This is a genomic window from Bradyrhizobium sp. U87765 SZCCT0048 (assembly GCF_018131225.1).
Classification (GTDB): Bacteria; Pseudomonadota; Alphaproteobacteria; order Rhizobiales; family Xanthobacteraceae; genus Bradyrhizobium_A.
The window spans coordinates 418,098-442,040 of the sequence record NZ_JAFCMM010000005.1 but is presented as its reverse complement, the minus strand read 5'-3'; the positions used below and the strand labels follow the sequence as shown (position 1 = coordinate 442,040).

General features: G+C 67.6%; 24 protein-coding genes. 13 read left to right on the top strand and 11 right to left on the bottom strand.

The window, feature by feature from the left end:
- The first annotated feature begins 237 nt into the window (after window positions 1-237).
- From JQ639_RS28705 to JQ639_RS28690, 5 genes are read left to right on the top strand one after another with little or no spacing between them, the layout of a single operon-like run.
- Window positions 238-582, top strand: coding sequence for an ArsR/SmtB family transcription factor (locus JQ639_RS28705; protein WP_211962785.1), 345 nt, complete (start codon window positions 238-240; stop codon window positions 580-582).
- 11 nt (window positions 583-593) lie between these two features.
- Window positions 594-716: a hypothetical protein gene (locus JQ639_RS35850; RefSeq protein WP_502748182.1), complete on the top strand. Its 123-nt coding sequence runs from the start codon at window positions 594-596 to the stop codon at window positions 714-716.
- Window positions 717-725: 9 nt separating this feature from the next.
- Window positions 726-1,118, top strand: a complete 393-nt coding sequence (locus tag JQ639_RS28700) for a VOC family protein (RefSeq protein WP_502748181.1) — start codon at window positions 726-728, stop codon at window positions 1,116-1,118.
- A gap of 10 nt (window positions 1,119-1,128) precedes the next feature.
- Entirely contained in the window at window positions 1,129-1,542 is a 414-nt protein-coding gene (gene arsC, locus JQ639_RS28695; RefSeq protein WP_211962784.1) for an arsenate reductase (glutaredoxin), read from the top strand.
- Window positions 1,542-2,213, top strand: coding sequence for an aquaporin (locus JQ639_RS28690; protein ID WP_211962783.1), 672 nt, complete (start codon window positions 1,542-1,544; stop codon window positions 2,211-2,213). Before arsC ends, JQ639_RS28690 begins: the two co-directional genes overlap by 1 nt.
- Window positions 2,214-2,245: 32 nt before the next feature.
- Here the strand turns inward: JQ639_RS28690 and JQ639_RS28685 are convergent, their stop codons facing one another.
- The 6 genes from JQ639_RS28685 to JQ639_RS28660 form a co-directional block, all read right to left on the bottom strand.
- The gene (locus tag JQ639_RS28685; protein WP_211962782.1) at window positions 2,246-2,875 is read right to left on the bottom strand and encodes a hypothetical protein; all 630 of its coding nucleotides are present in this window, start codon (window positions 2,873-2,875) and stop codon (window positions 2,246-2,248) included.
- Between the two features lie 178 nt (window positions 2,876-3,053).
- Window positions 3,054-3,602, bottom strand: coding sequence for an SCO family protein (locus JQ639_RS28680; protein ID WP_249122835.1), 549 nt, complete (start codon window positions 3,600-3,602; stop codon window positions 3,054-3,056).
- Window positions 3,599-5,161 carry a linalool dehydratase/isomerase domain-containing protein gene (locus JQ639_RS28675; RefSeq protein WP_211962781.1) on the bottom strand — a complete coding sequence of 521 codons (1,563 nt, stop codon included), beginning with the start codon at window positions 5,159-5,161 and terminating at the stop codon, window positions 3,599-3,601. Before JQ639_RS28675 ends, JQ639_RS28680 begins: the two co-directional genes overlap by 4 nt.
- A 275-nt stretch (window positions 5,162-5,436) precedes the next feature.
- Window positions 5,437-6,243, bottom strand: a complete 807-nt coding sequence (locus tag JQ639_RS28670; RefSeq protein WP_211962780.1) for an alpha/beta fold hydrolase — start codon at window positions 6,241-6,243, stop codon at window positions 5,437-5,439.
- A gap of 120 nt (window positions 6,244-6,363) precedes the next feature.
- Window positions 6,364-7,545: an MFS transporter gene (locus tag JQ639_RS28665; RefSeq protein ID WP_211962779.1), complete on the bottom strand. Its 1,182-nt coding sequence runs from the start codon at window positions 7,543-7,545 to the stop codon at window positions 6,364-6,366.
- Window positions 7,542-8,144, bottom strand: coding sequence for a GNAT family N-acetyltransferase (locus JQ639_RS28660; RefSeq protein WP_211962778.1), 603 nt, complete (start codon window positions 8,142-8,144; stop codon window positions 7,542-7,544). Before JQ639_RS28660 ends, JQ639_RS28665 begins: the two co-directional genes overlap by 4 nt.
- A gap of 74 nt (window positions 8,145-8,218) precedes the next feature.
- Between JQ639_RS28660 and JQ639_RS28655 the strand changes: the two genes are divergently transcribed.
- The 5 genes from JQ639_RS28655 (at window position 8,219) to JQ639_RS28635 (ending at window position 12,188) form a co-directional block, all read left to right on the top strand.
- On the top strand, window positions 8,219-9,145 hold the full coding sequence (locus tag JQ639_RS28655; RefSeq protein WP_211962776.1) for a LysR family transcriptional regulator: 927 nt from the start codon (window positions 8,219-8,221) through the stop codon (window positions 9,143-9,145).
- A gap of 439 nt (window positions 9,146-9,584) precedes the next feature.
- Window positions 9,585-10,373: a hypothetical protein gene (locus JQ639_RS28650; protein WP_211962775.1), complete on the top strand. Its 789-nt coding sequence runs from the start codon at window positions 9,585-9,587 to the stop codon at window positions 10,371-10,373.
- 8 nt (window positions 10,374-10,381) lie between these two features.
- The gene (locus JQ639_RS28645) at window positions 10,382-10,585 is read left to right on the top strand and encodes a hypothetical protein (RefSeq protein ID WP_211962774.1); all 204 of its coding nucleotides are present in this window, start codon (window positions 10,382-10,384) and stop codon (window positions 10,583-10,585) included.
- Window positions 10,575-11,636: a hypothetical protein gene (locus JQ639_RS28640; protein ID WP_211962773.1), complete on the top strand. Its 1,062-nt coding sequence runs from the start codon at window positions 10,575-10,577 to the stop codon at window positions 11,634-11,636. The genes JQ639_RS28645 and JQ639_RS28640 overlap by 11 nt, the downstream gene beginning before the upstream one ends.
- 165 nt (window positions 11,637-11,801) lie before the next feature.
- On the top strand, window positions 11,802-12,188 hold the full coding sequence (locus JQ639_RS28635) for a VOC family protein (protein WP_211962772.1): 387 nt from the start codon (window positions 11,802-11,804) through the stop codon (window positions 12,186-12,188).
- Between the two features lie 74 nt (window positions 12,189-12,262).
- On the opposite strand, the gene JQ639_RS28630 is transcribed toward JQ639_RS28635, so the two are convergent.
- Window positions 12,263-13,267 (bottom strand): aldo/keto reductase, encoded by a 1,005-nt coding sequence (locus JQ639_RS28630; RefSeq protein WP_211962771.1) that lies wholly within the window; start codon window positions 13,265-13,267, stop codon window positions 12,263-12,265.
- A gap of 162 nt (window positions 13,268-13,429) precedes the next feature.
- Between JQ639_RS28630 and JQ639_RS28625 the strand changes: the two genes are divergently transcribed.
- Complete coding sequence (locus JQ639_RS28625; RefSeq protein WP_211962770.1) at window positions 13,430-14,320, top strand: LysR family transcriptional regulator; 891 nt, start codon at window positions 13,430-13,432, stop codon at window positions 14,318-14,320.
- A gap of 158 nt (window positions 14,321-14,478) precedes the next feature.
- Window positions 14,479-17,253: a bifunctional diguanylate cyclase/phosphodiesterase gene (locus JQ639_RS28620; RefSeq protein ID WP_211962769.1), complete on the top strand. Its 2,775-nt coding sequence runs from the start codon at window positions 14,479-14,481 to the stop codon at window positions 17,251-17,253.
- Between the two features lie 84 nt (window positions 17,254-17,337).
- Here the strand turns inward: JQ639_RS28620 and JQ639_RS28615 are convergent, their stop codons facing one another.
- The 3 genes from JQ639_RS28615 to JQ639_RS28605 all read right to left on the bottom strand — a co-directional run bounded on the left by JQ639_RS28615 (window position 17,338) and on the right by JQ639_RS28605 (window position 22,033).
- The gene (locus JQ639_RS28615; RefSeq protein WP_211962768.1) at window positions 17,338-18,468 is read right to left on the bottom strand and encodes an acyltransferase family protein; all 1,131 of its coding nucleotides are present in this window, start codon (window positions 18,466-18,468) and stop codon (window positions 17,338-17,340) included.
- A gap of 268 nt (window positions 18,469-18,736) precedes the next feature.
- On the bottom strand, window positions 18,737-20,797 hold the full coding sequence (locus JQ639_RS28610) for a hypothetical protein (RefSeq protein ID WP_211962766.1): 2,061 nt from the start codon (window positions 20,795-20,797) through the stop codon (window positions 18,737-18,739).
- A gap of 120 nt (window positions 20,798-20,917) precedes the next feature.
- Window positions 20,918-22,033, bottom strand: coding sequence for an acyltransferase family protein (locus tag JQ639_RS28605; RefSeq protein ID WP_211962764.1), 1,116 nt, complete (start codon window positions 22,031-22,033; stop codon window positions 20,918-20,920).
- A 237-nt stretch (window positions 22,034-22,270) separates the two neighbouring features.
- Between JQ639_RS28605 and JQ639_RS28600 the strand changes: the two genes are divergently transcribed.
- The gene (locus JQ639_RS28600; protein WP_211962762.1) at window positions 22,271-23,545 is read left to right on the top strand and encodes a VpsF family polysaccharide biosynthesis protein; all 1,275 of its coding nucleotides are present in this window, start codon (window positions 22,271-22,273) and stop codon (window positions 23,543-23,545) included.
- Window positions 23,546-23,651: 106 nt separating this feature from the next.
- Here JQ639_RS28600 and JQ639_RS28595 read toward each other — a convergent pair whose 3' ends face one another.
- On the bottom strand, window positions 23,652-23,933 hold the full coding sequence (locus JQ639_RS28595) for a hypothetical protein (protein ID WP_249122834.1): 282 nt from the start codon (window positions 23,931-23,933) through the stop codon (window positions 23,652-23,654).
- Window positions 23,934-23,943: the final 10 nt, after the last annotated feature.

The window sequence follows — 23,943 nt, the reverse complement described above, 5'->3', positions numbered from 1 at the left end:
CAGCAGCTGCGATCGTCACCGATCGAAGCTGGACAATGAGCATACAGCCGTACCCAGCCGTCAGATCAACGAATTCCACGCCCCCAGCACCAGGCGATCGCCCGCGCCGGCCCCTCGCTGCCGGCGATGGAAACACGGCGAAACGCGCGGATGTCGATGAACGTTTCGGCGGCCACGGAGCGATCCCAGCGCCTTGGCATCTTGACAACAGCCCTTCATTTCGATAATCGTTGAAATATGGAAAAGACAGATGCGGTCGCGGCGCTGGCCGCTCTTGCCCAGGACAATCGCCTCGATGTCTTTCGCCTGCTTGTGCAGGCGGGCCCCGGAGGCATGACGGCAGGTGCGATCGCGCAGGCGCTGGATCTGCCTCCCAATACGCTGACGTTTCATTTCGACCGGCTGCGCCTTGCCGGCCTCGCGACCGTCAGGCGCGATGGCCGCTCGAAAATCTATACGGCGCAATTCGAGACCATGAACGCACTGCTCGGCTTTCTGACCGAGAACTGTTGCGGTGGAGCGCCATGCGCTCCCGCCCCGACCTGCAAACCGGCGCGCAAGCGCGCCAGCGTCACAGCCTGAGAGGACCCGCCATGAAGCGCCTGCACGTCCATGTTTCCGTCGACGATATTCCCAGATCGATCGGGTTCTATTCGGCGCTGTTTGCCGCCGAGCCCGCCGTCATCAAATCCGACTATGCGAAGTGGATGCTCTAGGACCCGCGCGTGAACTTTGCGATCTCGACACGCGGGCGGACGCCCGGCCTCGACCATCTCGGCATTCAGGCGGAAAGCAGCGACGAACTGCACGACATCTATGCCCGTCTGCGCAGCGCCGGCGGCACGGTGCTCGAACAGGGGCAGACGACATGCTGCTACGCCAGATCGGAAAAATCATGGATCGATGACCCGGCCGGCATCGCCTGGGAAACCTTCCATACCGTCGGCGAAAGCACTGTCTATGGCGACGGGAGCGGTGAGAACCAGGCGCGCCTTGCCCATGACAGGCCTTCTGCCCATGACAAGCCTTTTGCCGATGACAAGCCTTCCGCCGATGACGAGCGATCGGCCTGCTGCGCGCCGCGTCCAGAGCCGAAACCATCCTCGGCCTGCTGCTGAGGCGACCGCGATGACAGACGTCGTCATCTATCACAATCCCGAGTGCGGCACGTCGCGCAACACACTGGCAATGATCCGAAATGCCGGTCTGGAGCCGCATGTCATCGAATACCTGAAGACACCGCCCGCGCGCGCGCTGCTGCTGCAGCTCATCGCGCGCATGGGCATATCGGTGCGGGAGCTTCTCCGGGAAAAAGCAACGCCCTACGCCGAACTCGGACTCGACGATCCGGCATTGCCCGACGAGAAGCTTGTCGACGCCATGATGGCGCACCCGATCCTGATCAACCGGCCGATCGTGGTGACGCCCCTGGGCGTCAAGCTCTGCCGTCCTTCGGAGCTCGTCCTCCAGCTCCTGCCGGAGCAGCAGGGGGAGTTCGTCAAGGAAGACGGCGAACGTGTCTCCTTGGGGCGCAACGGCTGATGGGCGAGCGCGCCAAACGCGGCTTTGCCGAGTTTCTGGGAACGGCATTCCTGCTCGCCACCGTGGTCGGCTCGGGAATCATGGCCCAGAAGCTGGCCGGCGGAAACATCGCACTGGCGCTGTTGTGCAATACGCTGCCGACCGGCGCGATCCTCCCTGTCCTGATCCTGCTGTTCGGGCCGGTTTCCGGCGGCCATTTCAATCCAGCGGTCACGCTGGCATCCGCCGTTCGCGGCGAGATGAGCCGGCCGGATACGGCCATCTATGTCCTCGCCCAGCTTGCAGGCGCCATTGTCGGCGTCTGGGTGGCGCATCTCATGTTCGACCTTCCGATCTGGCAACTGTCCCGGACGGAACGCGCCGGGACCGGACAGTGGCTTGCCGAAGCCGTCGCAACATTCGGCCTGATGCTGACGATCCGCGGCGTCGCGGCCCGCACGCCGTCAGCCGTGCCGTATGCCGTCGGCCTCTACATCACCGCCGCATACTGGTTCACCGCATCGACATCCTTCGCCAATCCCGCGGTCACGCTCGCGCGATCGTTGTCCGATACGTTTGCCGGAATTGCTCCCCATGCCGTGCCGGCGTTCGTCGCCGCCCAGCTTGTCGGCGCGGCGCTGGCGCTTGCGCTGTCGAACTGGCTGTGGACGCGCGCGCCCAGGGCAGGATGAAAAGCTGCTGCGGCCTCGCCACAGGCCACGTTTCAGCGCCGCGGGCCGAACGCCGACGGCGACATGCCGAGCACCGACAGCGCGCTGCCGTCGCTCTCGATCGCGCCCTGCTGGGTGTAGCCGACCTCGACCGAGAGATTGAGGTTCGGCATCGGTTGATAGGCGACGCCGGCGCGCGCGGTATAGACCGGCAGCGTGCCCGACATCGGGTCGAGGGCGGCGAACGGGCCGCCCGCGCCGGTCTGGAACCGGCTCGTGCTGACGCCGGCATAGAACTGCAGCGGCACGCCGCGCTCGGCCTGCAGGTCATAGCCGACCAGGGCGGCGTCGTGGGTGAACGAGCTGAACGGCCCGAGCAGCAGCCCGCGGTCGGCGCCGCTGGTGGTCCAGCCCAAGGACGCGCGCTCGCTGGCGGCGAAGAAGCCGGTCGGGAAATTCACCCGGCTGTAGGACAGCCCGCCGCCGGCGCTGCCGAAATCGAAGCTCGGGAAATTGCCGTAGGTGTTGGCGCCCTTGTCCGACGGCATCAGCCCGCTGAAGCCGATCGGCCAGCCGGGAATCCAGTAGCGCAGCGGCGCGGTCTGGGCATGGGCCGCCGTGCCGCCGAGGAAGAGCGCCGCAAGAGCGATGGCGAGAGCTGAGGAACGTGAGGAACTGAACATGCGCATGACCGACCAGTGCTCAAAAACTATACCTTCCAGGACGCGACAACGCCAGCGCAGCCCGATGGCGAGCGGATCTGGCCACCGGCACATCGCGCCAGGACGACACCACAATTGTGTCGAAATTTCTCGTGGCCATCCTGCGGCCTCCGGGAGGTGGCGGACGGACATGGCCGCGTCAGGCGGGATTGATCGGGCCGTCCCCCGGGGACACACCGTCAGCGTCCAGAAGCTGCGCGAGACGGACCGCAATCTCTTCCGCCGAAAGCGCATCGGTCAAGTGGGAGCGAAATGCGCCGCCACCGTCCAACACATAGGCGATCGCGGTGTGCGGAACCGCATATCCGTCGCCGGCGGGATCATCCACCCTCTCCGCAAAGACACGAAAGGCCGTTTTGGCCTGATCGATCTGCGCACGGGATCCGGTCAGGCCGGTAAAGCGGGGGTATGATCGCAAGAACGCGCGCATGACATGCGGCGCGTCGCGCTCCGGATCGACGGTGATATAAAGCGGCTGGATCCGGTCGGCGAGCGGCCCGAGCCGATCCAGTGCCGCGGACAGCCTGGCGAGCGCGCGCGGACACACCACGCGGCAATGGGTGAAGCCGAAGAAGATCAGCACATGCCGGCCGCGATACGTTTCATTGGAAACGCTGCGGCCATCATGATCGGTCAGGGAGAACGCGCCGCCGATCGCCGGCGGCGGCATGTTCGCGACGCGTGTCATCGGAGGTGCGCCTCCGCGGCCGCGGACGTCATCACGCAGGAATGGGCAAAGCCCTCCGGGCAGTGAATGAGGACGTCATCGCCCTCGATCTCCACGCCAACCGCCCCCGCGATCTGCACATCGGCTGCCGAACCCTGCGCGATGTTCGCTCCGTCACAGCTCAGCGCCCACGGACCGCGCCCCAGCAGCCTTGCGATCCGCACCGTGCCGTCGCCAGCGACATCCGTCCGCCGCTCGATGGCGAAGTCGAGCCTGCCGCGCGCCGGATCGAAGACCGCGCGGCTGAGATCGATGTCCGCCCCGATGGCGACGATGGCCGGCTCCTCGAAATGCGTCGTCCCCCAGGGCTCGTTGTACAGATGCCATAGCCCATCCGGAATATTGAGCCGCGCGTATCCCAAGAGCACGTTGCCGGACATCGGCTCGACCAGCGTCCGGATGCCGTCCGCATTCTCGACCCCATCGTTGCGCGGGTAATACAAGCCGCCGTCGAGCCAGGCCGGGGCCATGTAGCGGTCGGCGTGCGCCAGCAGGCCGCGCAGCGTTTCGTCATCGCCCATTTCCGACGCCCATGCGGTGACCCAGCCGAAATCGCAATCGTCCGTGACGATGCGCTGTCCCATGACTTCAGGGCGCGCCGGCACGTTGATCGACAGCGCGCCGTCGGCGCCCGCCTTCAGGAGGTCGCGGATCTGCCGGGGATAATGCGCGTGGACGAAATCACGGTTCCACATGTTGAGGAGCGCACCCGTCCATGCATCGACCCACGGGGCCTTGCCGATGTTCTGGCGCACCGCCCTGGTGTCCCGGGCCAGCATGACGTGATAGTGCCCGTTGTCGCCGATGCGGCCGAAATCCTTCCAGGCCTGCTCGTAGCTCCGCGTCACCTCCGCGGCAATCGATCCGCCATGGATCAGATCGTGCATGCGGAAGCCGAGAATCGCCGGCTGATTGCAGATCTGGAAGATGCAGTTCGGCTCGCAGGCAACGCCGAGATAGCCGGACTGCACCATCTGCCAGTAGATGTGGTCGTTGAGCGAATTCTCGTCGTACGCAAAACTCTTCGCCTCGCCGCCCCAGAAATAGGACCAGAACCGGAACGTCAGCGCGCCGGATTGTGCGTAGCGATCGTCGCCGAAGAGGTAGTGATACAACAGCGCCATCGACTGGACGTAGGCGCTGTACATGATGTTGTCGCGGCCGACCGGATTCCATTCCTCCTGATAGTCGCCGGACAGATGGGCGTTGAAAATGCTGCCGCCGCGACTGACGTCGCGCCAGTACATCCACACCTCCGGCAGCAGGATCTTGTCGATCAACCGCTCGAAGATCGGCTTGAACAGCCCCGGAGCCGCCGGCAGCCGATGCCGGTGGGTCAGCGCCAGGGCATAGGCCATGTAGGCGAGCTGAAAGCGGAAGCCGCCGAAATCCTCCTGCCCGTAGCCCTTGCCTTTCATCAGCTGCCATTGATTGGGCAACTGACGCGAGAGGTTGTCGAAATGCCGGATATGGCCGAGCTGCAGCCGGTCCAGCCCCTCCATCGCATAGGGGGCGTTCATGAATTCCTCCCGGTCCGATCTTTTGGCCGAATCCTACATTGTCGCCACGGTCTTGCCCATGGCCTCGCGGTCGCGCGGCGTGCTTCGGCGAGGGAGCCGCGCGACCGGCGCCGAGCGCCACGCGGGACGATCTCGGCGCCGGCCAATCGCTCGCGGGATCCGCGCGTGACGAGTGCGAGGCCATCACCAGCGACGGCGGATTCGATGGCGGCATCGTTGCCTGGACGATCGCGCGACCGGCAGCCATAGCCCATCGCCAGCCTGTCGCGTCGCGCCTAGTTGGTTGCCGACGCCAGGAAGCGGGCGATCACGGCCGTGATCTCCGCCGGGCGCTCCAGGCCCGGCAGATGCGCCACGCCCGCCATGGCATGCCCCTCCGCGCCCGGCACGGCCGCGACGACATCGCGGCAGCGCTGCTGGACGTGGGGAAAATCGAGATCGCCCCAGACGACGAGGGTCGGCACCGCGATCTCGCCGAGGCGATGGAAGAACGGCTTGATGTCGACATCGGCGCCGACCGGCGGCGCGCGCAGCGCCCTGCCGTTCATCTCCAGGAACAGCTCGCGCGCCGCGCCGGGGACGCGCCCCTCGGGAGCCCGCGGACCATCCAGCAGCACGCGCGCCTTCATCGCGTTCACCCGGTCGAGGTCGCCGGACGCCTCGATGGCCCGCGATTGCGCCATCAAGGCTGCGACGTCCGGTGGATAAACCGGATCGGGCGCCCCCGACACATTGGGCGCGATCAGGACCAGGGCGCGCACCCGCGCGGGGTGCCGCAGGGCGGCATCGAGCGCAATGCGGCCGCCGAGAGAACTGCCGACGAGCACGGCAGGCTGGCCATCCGCGGTCGCGTCCAGCACGGCGACGAGGTCCGCGAGGGCGGAAAAATCCTCCGGCGCGGCGCGCGTGTCGCCGAACCCGCGCCGGTCATAGGCGACGGCCTTGTGGCCCGGGCCGATCCCGTCCAACTGGTCCCGCCACATCCGCCGGTCGCAGACATTGGCATGAAGAAAAACGATGGCACGGCCGCCGCCGACGACTTCGGTCGCAAGCTGCGCGCGACCGGACGAAATGGAGTGCATGAATCACATGGTCTCCAACGAAAACCGTCACGAACCTAGAAGGGATCGGCCGCACCGGAAACCACAACTGCCTGCATGGGCGCAATGCAAATGTCGCCGCTCAGGGTCGCCGCATCGCGGTCATGCCCGCGCCGGCCGAAACGCGACCACCAGCCAGGCCGCGGCGGCGGCGACGATGGCGGCGACGGCGACCGACAGCCACAGCGCGCCGGCCTCGCCGAAATGGCCGATCACCGCGGCGTAGGCGAGCGGCGCCGCGGCCGAGACAATGAAGCCGGGCACCAGCAGGCGGCCGACCAGCGCGCCATAGCTGCCGGGATCGAACAGCATGAGCGGCAGCGTGCCGCGGGTGATGGTGACGATGCCGTTGGCGGCGCCATAGACGAAGGCGAAGGCGAGCGCGGCGAGACCGGCCTCGCCGCTGAACAGCCCGGCGACGAAGGCGAACGGCAGCGTCGCGCAGGCCACAAGATTGAGCGCCAGCGGATGCAGCCCGGCGCCGAACAGCACCTCCATCAGACGTGCCGACGACTGGCCGATGCCGCGCAGCGTCGCCACCCACACCGCGGTCGCCGCCGCAAGGCCAAGGCCGGCGAGGATCGCGATCATGTGCGCCGACATCGCCGCGTTGAGGACGTTGGTGCCCATCACGATCGCCGCATAGAGCGCGCCGGCGAGACGGCGCTCGCGCACGCCCTGCGCCAGCGGTTTGGACGGCGGCGGTGCGCCGGGCACGACGACCGCCGCATGCCGGCCCGCAGGAAGCGACAGATGCAGCGGAATGGTCAGCAGCGCAAACACCGCATAGACCAGCACCGCGCCGCGCCAGGTGGCGTAGTCGGCGACGAGATGACCGAGCGGCCAGAACACCGTGGAGGCGAGCCCGCCTGGCAGCGTGATCTGCGACATCGCCCGCCGCGCGGCGACGCCGCCGAGCCGCGCCAGCGCCGCGAACGCCGCGTCATAGAGCGTCAGCCGCATCGCGACGCCAAGGCAGATCCAGGCCGCGAGGTAGACGACGACGCCATGGCACAGCGCCAGCATCACGCAGCCGGCGGCGCTGAACAGCGCACCGGCGTTCATCACCGCGCGGCCGCCATGGCGGTCGATCAGGCGCCCCGCCAGCGGCGAGCACAGCCCCATCACCAGCAGCGCCACCGAGAAGCCGCCATAGGCGAGATCGCGCGACATGCCGAGATCGGCGGCGATCGCCTCGCCGAAGCCGCCGATCAGATAGTACGACGTGCCCCACGAGATCAGCTGCGCAAGGCCAAGGCAGACGACGGTGACGGGCGGGATCACGTCGGTGCATCTCCGGCGGCGTCCGGCAGGACGCGATCGCCCGGGCCCAGCGCCCGCGCCATCAGCACCGTATCGACCCAGCGGCCGAGCTTGAAGCCGACCGCGGCCAGCGTCCCGACGTCGCGAAAACCATGGCGGCGGTGCAGCGCCAGCGAGGCGGCGTTGCCGCTGTTGCCGATCACTGCGATCATCTGCCGCCACGGGCCCGCCTCGCAGCGCGCGATCAGCGCCGCCAGCAGCGCCGACCCCAGCCCCTGCCCGCCGCGGCCGTCGGCGAGATAGACCGAATCCTCCACCGTGAAGCGGTAGGCGGCGCGCGGCCGGTAGGCCGACGCATAGGCATAGCCGGCGATGCCGTCGGCGGTTTCGGCGACGAGATAGGGCAGCCCGAGCGCGCGCACGGCGGCGAGGCGCTGCGCCATCTCGGCGGCGGGTGGCGGCGTCTCCTCGAAGGTGGCGAGGCTGTGTTGCACGTGAAACGCGTAGATCGCCGCGACCTGCCCCATGTCCGCCGCGACGGCGTCGCGGAGGTGAAACGTTGCAGGCAACGAGGCGGTGACGGCGGCGTGCGGCGCGGCGGGGGGCGTTGGCGTGTTCATGCCGCCACTGTGGCGCGACCCCGGCCATAAATGAAGCTTTGCCAAATTATACGCAGCATGAGAAATTCTTATGCATGCGCACGCTCCGCCCCGCCGCTCCGGCCGCCGACCTCAACCTCGACCAGCTTCGCAGCTTCCGCGACGTCGTCGCGCTCGGCAGCTTCTCGGCCGCGGCAGAGCGCGCCGGGCTGTCGCAGCCTGCAGTGAGCCTCAAGGTGCGCGCGCTGGAGCGGCGGCTCGGCGTCACGCTGATCGAACGCGTCGGCCGCCGCGCGACGCCGACCGCGGCGGGCGCGGAGTTGCTGGCGCACGCCGCGCGCATCGAGACCGAGGTCGCCGCCGCCTGCGAGGCGATGGCCCATCACGCCACCGGCGCGCTCGGCCGGGTGCGGCTCGGCACCGGCGCCACCGCCTGCATTTTCCTGCTGCCGCCGCTGCTGCGCGACCTGCGCCGCCGCCTGCCCGGCCTCGACATCTCCGTCACCACCGGCGACGCCGGCGATGTGGTGAAGGCGGTCGAGGACAATGCCATCGACATCGGCCTCGTCGCCCTGCCGGCGTCCGGCCGCGCCCTCGACGTGACACCGGTGCTCGACGATCCGTTCATGGTGATCGCGCCACCGAAGACGGCCCTGCCGGCACGCGTCACGCCGGCGACACTGGCGGCGCTGCCGGTGCTGCTGCCCGGCGGCAACACGCGGCGGCTGGTGGAAGACTGGTTCGCGGCGAGCGGCGTCAGCCTGCGCCCGGTGATGCAGCTCGCCAGCGTCGAGGCGATCAAGGAGCTGGTCGCTGCGGGCCTCGGCTGCGCGGTGCTGCCGGGCATGGCGCTGCGCCGCGACGGCGGCGCGCGCAGCGCGGCGACGCGATCGCTGGTGATCCGGCCGCTGTCGCCGAAACTGCAGCGCACGCTTGCCGTCGTCATCCGCCGCGACCGGCCGCTGCATCGCGGCCTGCGCGAGACGCTCGCCGCATTGAAGGCGCTGCCGCGCGCGCCGTGAGCCGCGACGCGTGACGTTTCGCGCGCACGATCCGCAAAGATACATGCACGCTCGGCGGCGATGTGCTAGAGTGCGTGCCGCACGGCGATGCCGCGACGGCGCGGCCAATCGATCGGGCACATTTTCATATTTCAGATCAGTGATTTCATTCGGAATTGATTTTCGGAGCCGCACGCTCCGCGTTTTCGCAGAGGACACGCCGTTCTGACGACCAGGGTCACGCGACCGTCACACGCGCGCGACGCCAAAGGTCGTTGCCTGCGTGCGACTGCGGCATCCGCGACTCTACCGCGCCCGCGCACCTGCTGAGCACGCGAAACGGCTGCGCAAGGACGGCGAAGGGCGAAGCGACCACGGGCGACGGCAACGAGCGAAACCGCAACCGCCGAAAACGGCGATTGAGACCGGCGATTGTGACCAGTGATTGGCGAGGCGGGCGATGGGCGGCGATACCACCACGAATCCCTGCGACGAGGCCGCGCTGGTCTGGACCAGCGCCATCATCGCACTGAACAAGGCGTACAAGGCGCTGATCGACGCCGACGCCTCCGGCAACGCCGACAGCATCGAGACCGCCAGCAACGACGTGAAGGAGAAGCACGACGCCTTCAACAAGGCCCGCAAGGCGGTCAAGACGCTGTGCGACGGCCCACGCACGCATCGCTGGCCGTTCGGCAACGGCATCGAGATCCAGATCGATCCCGACGACGACTTCACCATCAGCCAGTATCGCGCGCTCGCCATCCTGCTCAAGCTCGGCCGCAAGGCGACGGGGGGCACGCTGATCGTGCTCGACCCGAAGGAGCCGCCGCGGCCGCCGACCTACGAGCCGAACAAGAAGCTCGGCGGCACCTATGTCTATGAGGGCGATGGCGACGACAAGCAGGACGTCATCACCATCTACGACTGGAACAACAAGCAGGACATGATGTCCGTGCCCGAGCTCATGCTGCTGCTCAAGCACGAGATGGGCCACCGCGTGATGCGCCTGCTCGGCGATCCCGCCAAGACCAACGCCGACGGCAAGACCGGCCGGGCGCTGTGGGACGCGTTCTGGAACGACGGCACCAACAGCAAGCCCGCGGCCAAGGGCGGCAAGATGCCCAACGACTATGCCGGCCACACCGCCGGCGAGGGATTCGCGGTGTGCTTCGAGCTCTACTACGACGACAAGCCGCTCGACGCCGCCGTGAAGGCGAAGCTCGAGGAGATCATCAAGCTGCTGTGAGGCCGACCATGCCACGACAGATCACGCACACCGTCTACCTCGACGCCCAGCAGAATTTCGTGCCGGCGGACCATGCCGTGTGGATGGTGGAGACCACCGTCGACGCGGCCGGGCATGTCGTCGCGGAGAGCTGGGTCGAGATCATCCGGCCGCTGCGGCCGCTCGAACCGATCCGAACCGGGACAGGTCAGGGAGTGGACCATGGGCGATAATGCCACCGAGCGTGCGTTCGAAACCATGATGGAAGTCGACGCGCTGGCGCAGAAGCATCTGGCGACCAAGGCCGGCCTCACCGTCGACCAGTTCCAGGTCGGGATGTGGCAGAAGCTGAGCACGCTCGGCGCGGCCAAGGAAATGCAGACCACGGGACTTGGCGAGGAGATTGCCCAGTACGGCTTCAAGACCAGCAAGGGCACCGAGATCTGGATCGCCCAGCCGATCGGCACCACCGCGGCGGGCGATCCCGTCATCGTCGGCAGCGAGAGCATCAATGCCCAGCGCAATGTCGACCTGATGTTCGTGCGCTACACCAAGGCCGGCCGCAAGATTACCGAGGTCGAACTGATCGGCATGGACAACTATTCGACCAGCCCGGACAACGGCGGCGCCAAGCACTTCGACCGCAAGGACCAGGTGATGAAGGCGTGGGAGGCGAAATTTCAGGAGAAGTATCCCAACGCACGGATCAACGTGCGCTTCGACCGCAACGAGTCGTTCTTCTGGCGCGACAAGCTGCGCGAGCTCAAGCAGCTCGAGGGCGAGCTGTCGCTGGTCAACGGCGATCCGGCCCGCCTCAAGACGCTGGAGAAGCAGATCGCCGGCGTCAGCGAACAGCTCGAGGCCGACGCGCTGAAGGTCGCGCAGTCCGAGGCCAAGGAAGTGTTCGCGCCGCTCGCCAAGGGCCTGCTCAGCGCCGCCAGGACCAGCGCGACGTTGGCCAACATCGCCTGGAAGGGCAAGGAGCTGACCGACATCGAGTTCAAGCTCTACACCTCGGAATCGCTGCATCGCCTGATGGTCGCCATCAAGGACGAGGACCCGGTGCGGATCCGCCACGCCCAGAAACTGCTCAAGGAGGCGACGCGGCCGGACGCCCAGGAGTTGCTGACGGATTTCGTCAAGCTCGCCTTCGGCACCGCGATCGGCTGGGACGCCTGGGAGGCGTTCATCGATTTCCTCACCGCCGAATGGACCAAGGCCGCGGCGGAAGCCAAGCAGAAGCTGAAGGAGGCGGCGCAGGCCGAGGCCGTCGACGGGCGCTGAAGCCTCCGCCGGCGGCGATCCATCATCCCGATCGGGATGAAAATAACCGGCGAACGGCCTGTCTGCTCCAGCCTGCCGGCTGTCGCCACCCGCATGCCCCGCTATCATGCGCCGTCCATCCCGGCTGGATGGACCATGCCGCGGCATGCCGTTTCCGGAGGGGCCATGATCGACCACATCTCGATCGCCGTGCGCGATCTCGCCGCCAGCGCCGCGTTCTACGAGGCCGTGCTGGCGCCGCTCGGCTTCACCCGCCTCACTGAGCGGCCGACCACCGTCGGCTTCGGCACGAAGTATCCCGAGTTCTGGCTCAACGCCCGGCCGGCTATGCGGCCGGTGGACGACGACACCGGCGTCCACATCTGCCTGCGGGCGCGCAGCGCCGAGGCGGTGGACGAATTCCATGCCCGCGCCCTTGCCCATGGCGGGCGCGACGACGGCGCGCCGGGCCCGCGGCAGGCGACGCTCGTGACCTACTACGCCGCCTTCATTCGCGACCCCGACGGCAACAAGATCGAGGTCATGACCGTGCCGCAGACGGCCGGCGCCTGACGGGACGCGGCGGCGCAGGCCCTGCGCCGCCGCACCGTGTCACCGCTCATGCCCCGCGTGCAGTCGCCGGCCTGTCAGAGATTGACCAGGCCCAGCTCGCGCTCGCCATAGCGCTGGCCTTCGATGCCCTCCGGCGTCACCGCCGCCTCGATCGCCGCCAGCGTCTGCGGCGTCAGCGCGAGCGCCAGCGTGCCGAGGTTCTCGATCAGGCGCGTGCGGCGGCGCGTGCCCGGGATCGGCACGATCCACGGCTTCTTCGCCAGCAGCCACGCCAGCGCGAGCTGGGCCGGCGTCGCATCGTGCTCGGCGGCGATCGCCTTGAGCTGATCGAGCGCGCTCTGGTTGGTCTGCAGCGCCTGCGCCTGGAAGCGCGGCAGCGAGCCGCGAAAGTCGTCGGCCGCGAACGCCGCGCCGCCATCGAACGTGCCGGCGAGGAAGCCGCGGCCAAGCGGACTATATGCCACGAAGCCGATGCCGAGCTCTTCCAGCAGCGGCAGCACCTCGTGCTCGGGCTCGCGCGACCACAGCGAATACTCGCTCTGCAGCGCAGCCACCGGCAGCACCGCATGGGCACGCCGGATGGTCGCCGCGCTCGCCTCCGACAGGCCGAAATGCTTGACCTTGCCCGCCTGGACAAGATCGGCCACCGCGCCGGCGACATCCTCGATCGGCACCGCCGGATCGACACGGTGCTGGTAGAACAGGTCGATGCGATCGGTGCGCAGCCGCTTCAGCGACGCGTCGGCGACCTCCTTGATGTGCGCGGGACGGCTGTCGACGCCGATCGGCCACGGACCGCCGGCGGGATCGAGCCTGAAGCCGAACTTGGTGGCGATCACGACGTCGTCGCGCAGCGGCGCCAGCGCCTCGCCCACCAGCTCCTCGTTGATCTTCGGACCATAGACCTCGGCGGTGTCGAACAGGGTGACGCCGCGCGCCACCGCCTCGCGGATCAGCGCGATCATCTCGCCGGGGTCGCCGGCGGGGCCATAGGCCCAGCTCATGCCCATGCAGCCGAGGCCGAGCGCCGAGACCGTGGGCCCGCCGCGTCCGAGCCGTCTCACATGTGATGCCGTCATGATGGAATCTCCCGTTGCCTGAAGGCGGTGACGGCGGCGGCGCGGGAGCCGCGCCTGCCGCGCACGGCCAGCAGGCGGGATATGGGGCGGGGGGATAGATAAGATTAGACAATCAATCCTGAGCACAGTAGTGAACTAAAAATATCAATTGCGGACGACGCCATGCAGGGAACCGAGCTCGCCGAACTCGCCACCTTCCTCGCGGTGGCGCGCCACCGCAGCTTCCGCAAGGCGGCGATCGCCCGCAACGTCGCGCCGTCGGCGATCAGCCACACCATCCGCAGCCTCGAAACGCGCGTCGGCGTCCGGCTGCTCCACCGCACCACCCGCAGCGTGTCGCTGACCGAGGCGGGCGAGCGCCTGCTCGCCGGCCTCACCCCGGCGTTCGGCCAGATCGGCCAGGCGGTGGAAGACCTCAACGCCTTCCGCGATACGCCGTTCGGCACCGTGCGGCTGACGCTGCCGCGCTCGCTCGCCACGGTGGTGATGCGCGACGTCATGGGGCCGCTGCTGCGGCAGAACCCGGGGCTGCATCTCGACATCGTCGCCACCGACCGCCTGCTCGACATCGTCGAGGACGGTTTCGACGCCGGCATCCGTTTTGGCGAGCGGCTGAGCGAGGGCATGGTGGCGGTCCGCCTCAAGGCGCGGGTGCGCTTCGCCGTCGTCGGCGCGCCGGCCTATTTTCGCGAGCACCCGCCGCCGCTGACGCCGGCCGATCTGCGCCATCACGCCTGCATCCGCTATCGCTTCCCGAGCGGCGCGATCTTCAACTGGGAGTTCGCCCGCGGCGACGAGGCGCTGCAGGTCGAGGTCGACGGCCCGCTGACCCTCGACGACCAGGCGCTGATGATCGAGGCCGCGCGTGACGGCTGCGGCCTCGCCATGGTCTCGGAGCATCAGGCCGCAGCGGATCTCGCCGCCGGCCGCCTCGCGCGCTGTCTGGAGGACTGGTGTCCCGAGGACGACAGCCTCCACCTCTACTATCCCAGCCGCCGGCACATGTCGGCGGGCCTGCGCGCGCTGATCGATCGCCTCAAGGCGGCGGGCTGACGGCCGGAATTTTCCGAATGGTGGAATTCGCATAGCCGAAGCCACGGCCTGTCGCATTTTGGTGCAATCGCGCCGTCCGCCTAAACCTTTGGGTAACCCACCTTGCTAACGGGACCTCCATCACTGCCGCGTATCTACGTAGCGATCAAGGTGGGGCTATGTGGGAACGGCTCTCGGGACGTAACGCGGGGACTGCAGCAAGAGGTCGTGACGCCGCCAGCGCGAGCGAAGCGACGGACGCGCGCGTCACAGCCTGGCGCAGCCCGATTCACTGGCTGGTCGGCTGCAGCATCCTGCTGATCGTCGGGATCGCGCTCGGCACCACCATGGTCGTCGGCCACTTCCGCGACCGCGCGCTGGTCAACAGCGCCCGCGAGCTCGACAACACCATCCTGCTGCTGGCGCGCCATTTCGACCAGCAGTTCGAGGACATGCAGAACCTGCAGGCCGATCTCGTCGCCCACCTGCCCGCCGTCGCGCTGACCACGCCGGACACCTTCCGCGCCGTGATGTCGAGCGAGGCGATGCATGACCTGCTCAAGGCCAAGGTCAACGGCGGCGGCGACGTCGCCGGCCTCAACCTGTTCGACGCCAGCGGCACGCTGATCAACTCCTCGGTGGTGTGGCCGGTGCGCCCCGTCAGCGTCACCGACCGCAGCTATTTCCAGGCCTTCAAGGCCGGCACGACCGTGAACCCGGCCCTGATCCAGCTGGTGCAGAGCCGCCTGTCCGGCAGCTGGGCGATCGTGGTGGCGCGCCGCATCGAGGGCCCCAACGGCGAATTCCTCGGCATGCTGACGCGCGGCGTCGCGCCGGCCGCCATCGAACAGTTCTTCTCCTCGGTGTCGCTCGCCGACAAGTCGGCGATCTCGCTGTTCCACCGCGACGGCACCATGATGGCACGCTTTCCGCACATGGAAGCGCAAATCGGCCGCAACTTCGCGGGCGGCCCGCTGCTGACGCTCGCCGAGCAAAATGGCGGCGCCGGCACCATGCGCTTCGACAGCCCGGTCGACCACCAGGATCGCATCGGCGCGGTGCGCACGCTCAGCAAGGCGCCGCTGGTGATCATGGCCACCACCACCGTCGAGACCGCGCTGACCGACTGGCGCGAGCAGATGCGCTCGCTGATCATCGCCGCCGGCCTCATCGCCCTCGTCATTGCCGTGATGGCGACCATGATCGTGCGCGAGATGCGTCGCCAGCACCACTCGGTGGAGCGCCGCCTCACCCTGCAGAAGCGCCGGCTCGACACCGCCGTCAACAACATGCAGCACGGCCTCGTGCTGTTCGACCGCAGCCAGCGCCTGATCGTCTGCAACCAGCGCTACATCGACATGTTCGGGCTGTCGCGCGACGTCATCAAGCCCGGCTGCACGCTGCGCGAGCTGATCACCCACCGCAAGGACCTGGGATCGTTCACCGGCGACGTCGACGAATACTGCCGCACCTTCATCACGACCATCGCCCAGGGCAACGCCTTCCACTCGCAGCTCGACACCGATGACGGCCGCGTCATCCAGTTCCAGTACCAGCCGCTGGTCGAAGGCGGCTGGGTGGCGACCATGGAAGACGTCACCGAGCGCCGCCACGCCGAGCGCAAGATCGCCCACCTCGCCCACTACGATGCGCTGACCGACCTGCCCAACCGCGTGCTGTTCCGCGAGCGGCTGGAGCTTGAGCTGGGGCGCGCCGGATCGCATCAGTTCGCGGTGTTCTATCTCGACATCGACGAGTTCAAGAGCATCAACGACTCGCTGGGACACCCGGTCGGCGACGAGCTGCTCAAGGAAATCGCGGCGCGGCTGCGCGCCTGTATCGGCGACAATGACTTTGTCGCCCGCCTTGGCGGCGACGAGTTCGCCGTGGTGCAGAGCTCGGTGCGCACCCAGCGTGACGCCATCGAGCTGGCGATGCGCATCCAGGACGCCATCCGCCGGCCCTGCGACTGCCAGGGCCACCGCATCGACACCGACGCCTCGATCGGCATCGCGATCGCGCCGCAGGACGGCAACGACCTCGACCAGTTGCTCAAGCATGCGGACCTCGCGATGTACGCCGCCAAGGCCGACGGCCGCCGCACCTGGCGCTTCTTCGAGCCGCGGATGGACGCCCGCGCCAAGGCGCGCCAGCTCATCGAGCAGGACCTGCGCCAGATCGCCGGCGCGCATGCCTTCGCCGAGGGCGGTTTCGAGATCCACTACCAGCCGCTGCTCGACCTGCGCAGCGACACCGTGACCGGCTGCGAAGCGCTGCTGCGCTGGAATCATCCCCAGCGCGGCCCGATCTCGCCGGCGGAGTTCATCCCGGTGGCGGAAGAAACCGGCCTGATCGTCGCGCTCGGCGAATGGGTGCTGGCGACCGCGTGCCGCGAGGCGGCGCACTGGCCGGCCGGCATCCGCCTCGCCGTCAACGTCTCGCCGATCCAATTCCGCAGCCACACCCTGGCGCTCAACGTCGCCACCGCGCTCGCGACCTCCGGGCTGTCGGCGAGCCGCCTCGAACTCGAGATCACCGAGGCCGTGCTGATCCGCGACGACGACGTCGCGCTGTCGATCCTGCATCACCTGCGCGCCATCGGCGTGCGCATCGCGCTCGACGATTTCGGCACCGGCTACTCGTCGCTGAGCTACCTGCAGCGCTTCCCGTTCGACAAGATCAAGATCGACCGCGCCTTCGTGCGCGAGATGACCGGCGCCGATTCCTCGTCGTCGATCGTGCGCGCGGTGGTCGACATCGCCGCTTCGCGCAACATGACCACGGTTGCCGAGGGCGTCGAGACCGAGCGCCAGCGCGAGCTGCTGCGCACCCTCGGCTGCACCGAGATGCAGGGCTTCCTGTTCAGCGCCGCCCGGCCGTCTGCCGAGATCCGCGCCCTGCTCGATGCCGATCGCGCCGCGGCCGGCGACGCGCGGACAGCCGCCGTCGCCTGAGGCGGTGCTTCGCCCGAAAACTTTCGCCAGAGATCGCCGTGAGCCGGCCAACCGCCTGCGTCACCGCCCGTCGGCGAACGCCGCTCAGGCCGCCGCGCGGGGCCGCAGCTCCACCGGCGTCGCCGCAACGGCGGGCGGTGCCCGCGGCGCGACGTCGTCGTCGAAGCGGATGTCGGACTTGCGGATGCGCGTGCGCATGGTCATCAGCGGCCGTTCCAGCCCGACATAGAGCAGCCAGGCCGCGACCAGCGCCAGCCCCGCGGCGGCGATCGCGGCCGGCACGCCCGGCGTCCAGCACAGCGCCGCGAACACGATCACCGGATCATGCGCGACATAGAGCGGGAACGACAGATCGCCCAGCGCGCGATCGATGCGCGCCAGCCGGCCGCCGACCCGCATGAACGACAGCGCCGCGAACAGCGCCACCAGCAGTACCAGGATCAGGGTCTGCGCCAGGCGGTCCCGCGCGAAGCCCGCGGCCTCGTGGAAGGCCGAGCGGTTGGTCTGCTCGACCAGCATGCCGACGAACGCCAGCGCCGCGATGACGCCGACGAGGCGCGCCAGCGCGCGCGACTCCAGGTGCGATGCCAGATAGAGCCCGACGCCGAACACGAAATAGGGAATGAAACGCAGCATGCTCTGCGTGTCACGCAGGCAGTCGAACACGAACAGGGCGGTCAGCGCGACGGAGCCGAGCACGATGACAGCGGCCTGGCGGCGCGGCGCGGCCAGCCAGGGCATCGCGAACAACGCCAGGAAGCAGACGAGATAGAACGTGAACTCGACCCGCAGCGCCCACATCACGCCAAGGATCTCGTACTCCGAGGTGAAGCCCCGGGTCAGCGGAAACAGATGGGCGAGCGAGACGACGACCAGCTTCGCCGAGCGGGCCAAGACATCATCGCCCTGCGCGATGAACACCGCCCACAGCATCGCCGTCAGCGTGATCACCAGCGCCACCGCCGGCAGCAGCCGCACCGCGCGGTTGGCGAGAAAGGCCCACGGACGGCCCTGATAGACCCGCGCGATCGCCTCGGTGATGATGTAGCCGGAGGCGACAAAGAACACGTCGACCGCCAGCGATCCCAGCTCGAGATGCTCCTCGCGCGCGACGATCGCAGACGGCAGCACGGGGTGAAGGTGCTGCAACACCACGCAGGCCGCCAGCATCAGCCGAAACGCACCGAACGGCTTGTAGGTGAGCGCCTGCGCCATGAATGCCCCTGTCTGTCGAACGGTCGACCGCAGGCAGGTAAGCAAGGCGGATGCCAGACCGCGCTGGCGCCACAAGCCGCCCGATGGCTGCGTATTTCGCCGCTCCCACCCCGGTATTGGGCCGCCGGCGCCCGTGCCGGGGAGCGGTGTCACGTTCCGGAACAGATCGCGGCGGCCGCGATCGTCCCAATACAGAGCATCGGGGACAGCGGGGGTGGCCATCGCCGAACCAGAGGCAAGCCCCCGGTCCGGCGGCGACCGGCCGTGATCAGGCCGTGGTGATCTTGCGCCACGACGGCACGGCGACCGTGCCCTTGTTGACGTAGGTCTCGCCGGAGCCGATGTCGGTGTAGCGGCTTCCCGGCCGCGCCTTCTTCGCTCCCGTCGCCGCGGTCGGTGCGCCGGAGCCGTAGACGTCGGCAACCCCGAAGTCGCGGAGCCAGCCCGGCAGGCTGCCATCACGGAGCGCAAGGCCGCCCGCAATGCTGCCGACCGGCAGGATCGTCCGCGCCTTCACCGTGAGGCCGGTGCCGCTGCCGAACGTCGCCGTTGTCGGCAGGGTCGCCGTCGACGACGGCAGGGTCGAATAGAGGCCCGGTCCGAGCGCCTTGATCGCCGTCACCGCGCCGCCCGAGACACCCGCCACCAGCAGCATCGCGTCGACGACATGGCCGCTGACATCGATCCGCACCACGTCGCCAAGCGCATAGCCCGATCCGCCCGCCACGATATTGACTTCCGTGATCGCGGCACCGGCGACGATGGGCGATGTCGTCGTGCCGTTGATGGCACCGCGGACAACTACCGAGGCCGCGTCGACGTTGGGGCCGTAGGCCGTATGCAGTGCTAGCCGGTGCGTCTCGCCCTGGTTGGTCTGCTGGTTCGAAGCCAGGATGTTGAAGTAGGAGTTCTTGACGTTGGCGAGGAACAACGCACCCGCGCCGCTGCCGCCGTTCTGGGTGGCGGAGCCGCAGTTATCCAGCACGAAGTCGAGATGAAGATTGCTGGTCACCGCGTCGGTGCCCTTCTGCCCGACGATGATGGCATAGCCCGTATTGGTCGGCCCCAGCCCGTTGTGCAGATAGCTGTTGCCCTCCGGGAAGAAGCAGACGCCGCCGAGTCGGATGTCGCTGCACCCGGTGTCGATCTGGATCGCAGCGCCGAAGGCCGTATCAACGACGACATTCGGACACTCGAGCGAACTGCCGTTTCCGATCATCACCCCGATCATGGCATTCACCGGATTGATCGAGTTGATGCGCGTGTCGCCAGCCTTGCTGAGAAAACCATAGTAGCCGCCATTCACGGTGATGCTGTCGACCACGGCGTTGATGGTGTTCAACAGCACGCCGAACTTGCCGCCATATTGCACGTCGAAGTCGATCCCGACGCCGTTGACCCGCACCTGCCCGATGACCATGTCGGTGAGGATGGCATCGCCGGTGTTGTAGTTGAAGATGCCGTTGTCGGCATCCGAGCCATTGAAGTCGGCCTCCCAGGTCGGCGTGAAGGCCGCGCCAGTCCCTGCCCCGGGGTTGCCGTTGGCATGAGTCGTCGACGCCTGCGGGAACAGTGTCGGCTGCACCTGGGCCGTCACCTGCGGTGCGACCGCGGCGATGGCGGCGGCCGACACGGTCACGCCCGTCGGAGGACGACGACTGTAGACTCCGCCTGATGTGAGGGTGAATCCTGTCACCGCTCCGCTGCCGTTGACTGCATCGACCCGCACGACCGCGGCCCGATAGGGGCTGCGGGAGGGCTGCGGCAGATAGATCAGATCGCCGACCTGATAGCCCTGCCCCGCCGCAGCGAGTGCGACGCTCGCGATGGACCAGCTCTTGCCGAAACAAACGCCCGATCCGTCTCCGGGCACGACGTCATCCAGCACACAGTACAGGTTCACCCGGCTGGCGCCGGCATTCGCCGTGTAGACGATCATCGGCAGGAACGGATTCGCGGCGAGCGATCCGCCGGGCGCGCGGATCAGCGTGCCCTCCATGTCGAGATCGACCCATTCGGGTACGACGATCTGGTTGGCCACCGATGCGTAGCCGCGTGGAAGCTTGGCGCGGACGTAGCTGCGCGGGTTCTGATCGTCGAGGCCCCGCTCCTTGAGCGCGAGCGCGTAGCTGCCGGCGTAGTCGAGAAAGGCCTGCAGCATGGCGCTGCACTCGCCGCGGAAATCCGGGTCCTGGAAGTCGCCGAAATTCAGCTCCGCCAGCGCCAGCTTGTCGTTGAGATTGAGTGTCCTGGTGGGCGGGGGGGCCGCGGTGCCGCCGCTGCCTGTCGTCGTGAGTTGCGTCCAGCTCGAAGCACTGACATCGACCATATTTCGCCTCTTCCTGATGGTGAGAAGGGCTGAGACGATAGCGGCCAATATGGAGTGGAAGCCGGCGAGCCCCCGATACCCACAGCGCACGCGGCCTGTTGCCACGGGCCCATCTGCGGACTACGCCGCGGTGGTCACGGCCTGCGGTGGCGGCGCCGGACGTTCACGGCGAAACGCCTTGCGCAGCGTCAGGAAGGGACGCTCGACGCCATAGTATGACGCAGCGGCGATGACAAAACACAGCGGCAACTGGACGAGATAGAGGCTCCAGAGCGTATCCGGCAGGACTTTCGGCATTACCGACAGCACCACCTCGTGCCACAGATAGAGCGAATAGCTGAGCCGTCCGAGCAGCACCATCGGCGGCAGCTCGAGCAGCCGCCGCAACGGCGCAAAGCGCGGGTTGAACAGCACGGCGTAGAGCACGGGAATCAGCGCCACGCCCTGCACGGAGTAGCGCACGGTCTCGCGGAACACCGGATCGCGATAGACGAAGGTGAACAGCAGCAGCACGATGCCGGCGACGAAACCTGCGGTGCCGCCGATCGCACGAATGAAGCGATCGAACCGCACGAGTTCGAGCAGGCAGGCGAACATCGCGCCGTACAGGATCGAGTCGATCCGCGTATCGGTGCGGTAATAGTGCTGCCAGATCGTGTCGGGCCACAGCGCGGCAAAGAGAACGCGCAACGCCAGCACAGCCACCGAGGCGATCGCAAGCCCGGCCAGGAAGCGCAGTGGCCGACGCCAGCCGAGGGCGAACAGCCAGGGATAGACCGCGTAATAGTGCTCCTCGACGGCGAGCGACCACAGCGTGCCGAGCGGCAGCGGCATCGCGCCGCCGAGCACGTAATAGTAGTTCATGACATAGAACAGGCCGGCCAGCACTTCCCATTTGCTGGTCGGCTCGCCAAGCAGCAGGTAGAGCACCGTCACGAGGCCGATATTGACCAGCAGCGCCGGACCGAGACGGATGAAGCGCCGCACGTAGAACGCGCCGATCGCCACCTCGCCGTTACCATTGACCTCGGCGATCAGAAGACGGGTGATCAGAAAGCCGCTGATGAAGAAGAACAGCGTGACGCCAAAGCCGCCGGGCAGCACGACGTTGAGCCCGAAATGCGACAGCACGACCAGGAGGATCGCAACCGCGCGCATCCCGTCGAGCGCCGGCAGATAGGTGAAGCTCGCCCGCGACAGGCTCTCGGCACCTCCTCGGAATTTCGCGACCGTCACGGCTCGATCTCTGCTGGCGCATGGCAACGCGGCCGATGCCGGCATGTTGCTGGGTGGTGACCTGACGGCGGCAGCGCCGCCTGTCGCCGACCCTGACATGGCTGGGGTTAGTGAAGCATGAAACTCATACCGCACGCTCCATGCCTATCGCCGGTTCCGCCGGTGGCAACAAGGTTAGCAAAACCTTAAGACTGCCCTGCTAAGGCTGAAGCCCCCGAGCAATAGCACCAGCCACCCATGACCCGCCCCGCGTACGCCACTGCATCGGACGACGGCCTGCTGATGCTGCGGCTGCTGTACGCGGCCTTCGTGTTTTTCGTGCTGCTGCGCGTCGGCCTGAACTCGCTGATCCTCAACCAGTTCATGGACTACACCACGCTCGAGGGATCGACGATCCAGAAGATCCATCCCGCGTTCTATGGCATCGTGCTGATCATGGCGACGGTGCTCGCCAGCTATCGCATCGAGCTCGATGCCGTCGATCTATCGTTGCTGCGGGCCATCGCGACATTCCTCGTCGGCATCGTGCTGTTGACCACCATGCTGGTCGTCGGCGGCCGCAACGCTGCGTTCGGCTACATCCTCGACAGCTACATCGTGGCCTGCATGGCCATCTTCATCATGACCACGCTGCCGCGCCCGTGGCGCCCGCTGATCGCCGAGTTGCTGCTCGCGTTCCTGATGCTGAGCGCGCTGGTCGGCACCGCCGAGTTCGCGCTGAAGACGCGCCTGCTGCCCTACCCCGGCGGCGAAGAGGTGTTTCGTCCCACCGGACTGTCCGACCATCCGCTGGAGCTCGGCCAGTGGTGCGCGGTCGGCATCTGCCTCGCCAGCGCGACGCGCTGGCGCATGCCGTTCAAGATCGCCGCTGTCGCCGTCCTGTTGATCGGCGTGCTGGCTTCCGGCGCGCGCTTCGCCACGCTGTTCGCCGGCCTGTCGTGCCTGGTGTTCCTGATCACGGTCCGGATGGCGGCACCGACGCCCCTCGACGGGCTCCAGCGCAAGATCATGCTGGCGCTCGCCGGCCTGCTGGCGGTGATGGCGCTGATTGCCGTGATGTTCGCTGCCGGCGCACTCAGTCGTTTCGACGGCGGCGTCGTCGACCAGAGCGCCCTCGCCCGCGTCAACATCTACGGCGTGTTCGACTACCTGACCTGGAACGAATTCCTGTTCGGCGGCGACATCACGCGCATCCAGCGCATCGCGCTCGACGTGTTCGGGCTGCCTTTCATCGAAAGTTCGGTGGTGATCTTCACGGTGCAGTTCGGCCTGGTCGGCGCCATTCTCTTCGCCGTGCTGCTGGCCAACCTGTTCCGGGCGCTGCTCAAGCATGCGCCCTGGAACGTGATCGCGGCGACCGTGATTTTCTTCACCCTGTCGCTCAGCAACAACGCGCTGTCGACGAAATCCGCCGACGTCCTGATGATGTCGCTGCTGATCATGGGCTGCAAGGCCGCGGCGCCGCGCGCGACGGCCGCTCTGAACCATCGACGCGCGCCCCTCGGATGGTGACGGCCCCGCCGCGCGCCGGAGATCGTACAGTTCCGAAACAAAAATTCCGGCGCGAGGCCGGAATTTTCGCCGAGCCGCTGGTGATGCGAGCGGCTGTTCGGACGCGTTACTTGTAGGTGACCGAGCTCACGCTGCAGACGTCGACGTTCTCGTTGATGGCGACATCGCCGTCCGAGAACACCGCCTTGAAATCGAACTTGCAGCCGCCGCTGCCGTCGTCGATATCGACCGGCTGGGTTTCGCCCGGCTCGATCGGATCACCCTTGATGATGTTTTCCTGCCAGCTGTCGAGCTTGGTGCGCGAGGCGTAGAATTCCTTGATCGTCTTCTTGGTGTTGTTGACGACATCGACGTTGCGGTCGGCCGCAACGGCCGGAAGAGACGCCATCAGAAATCCG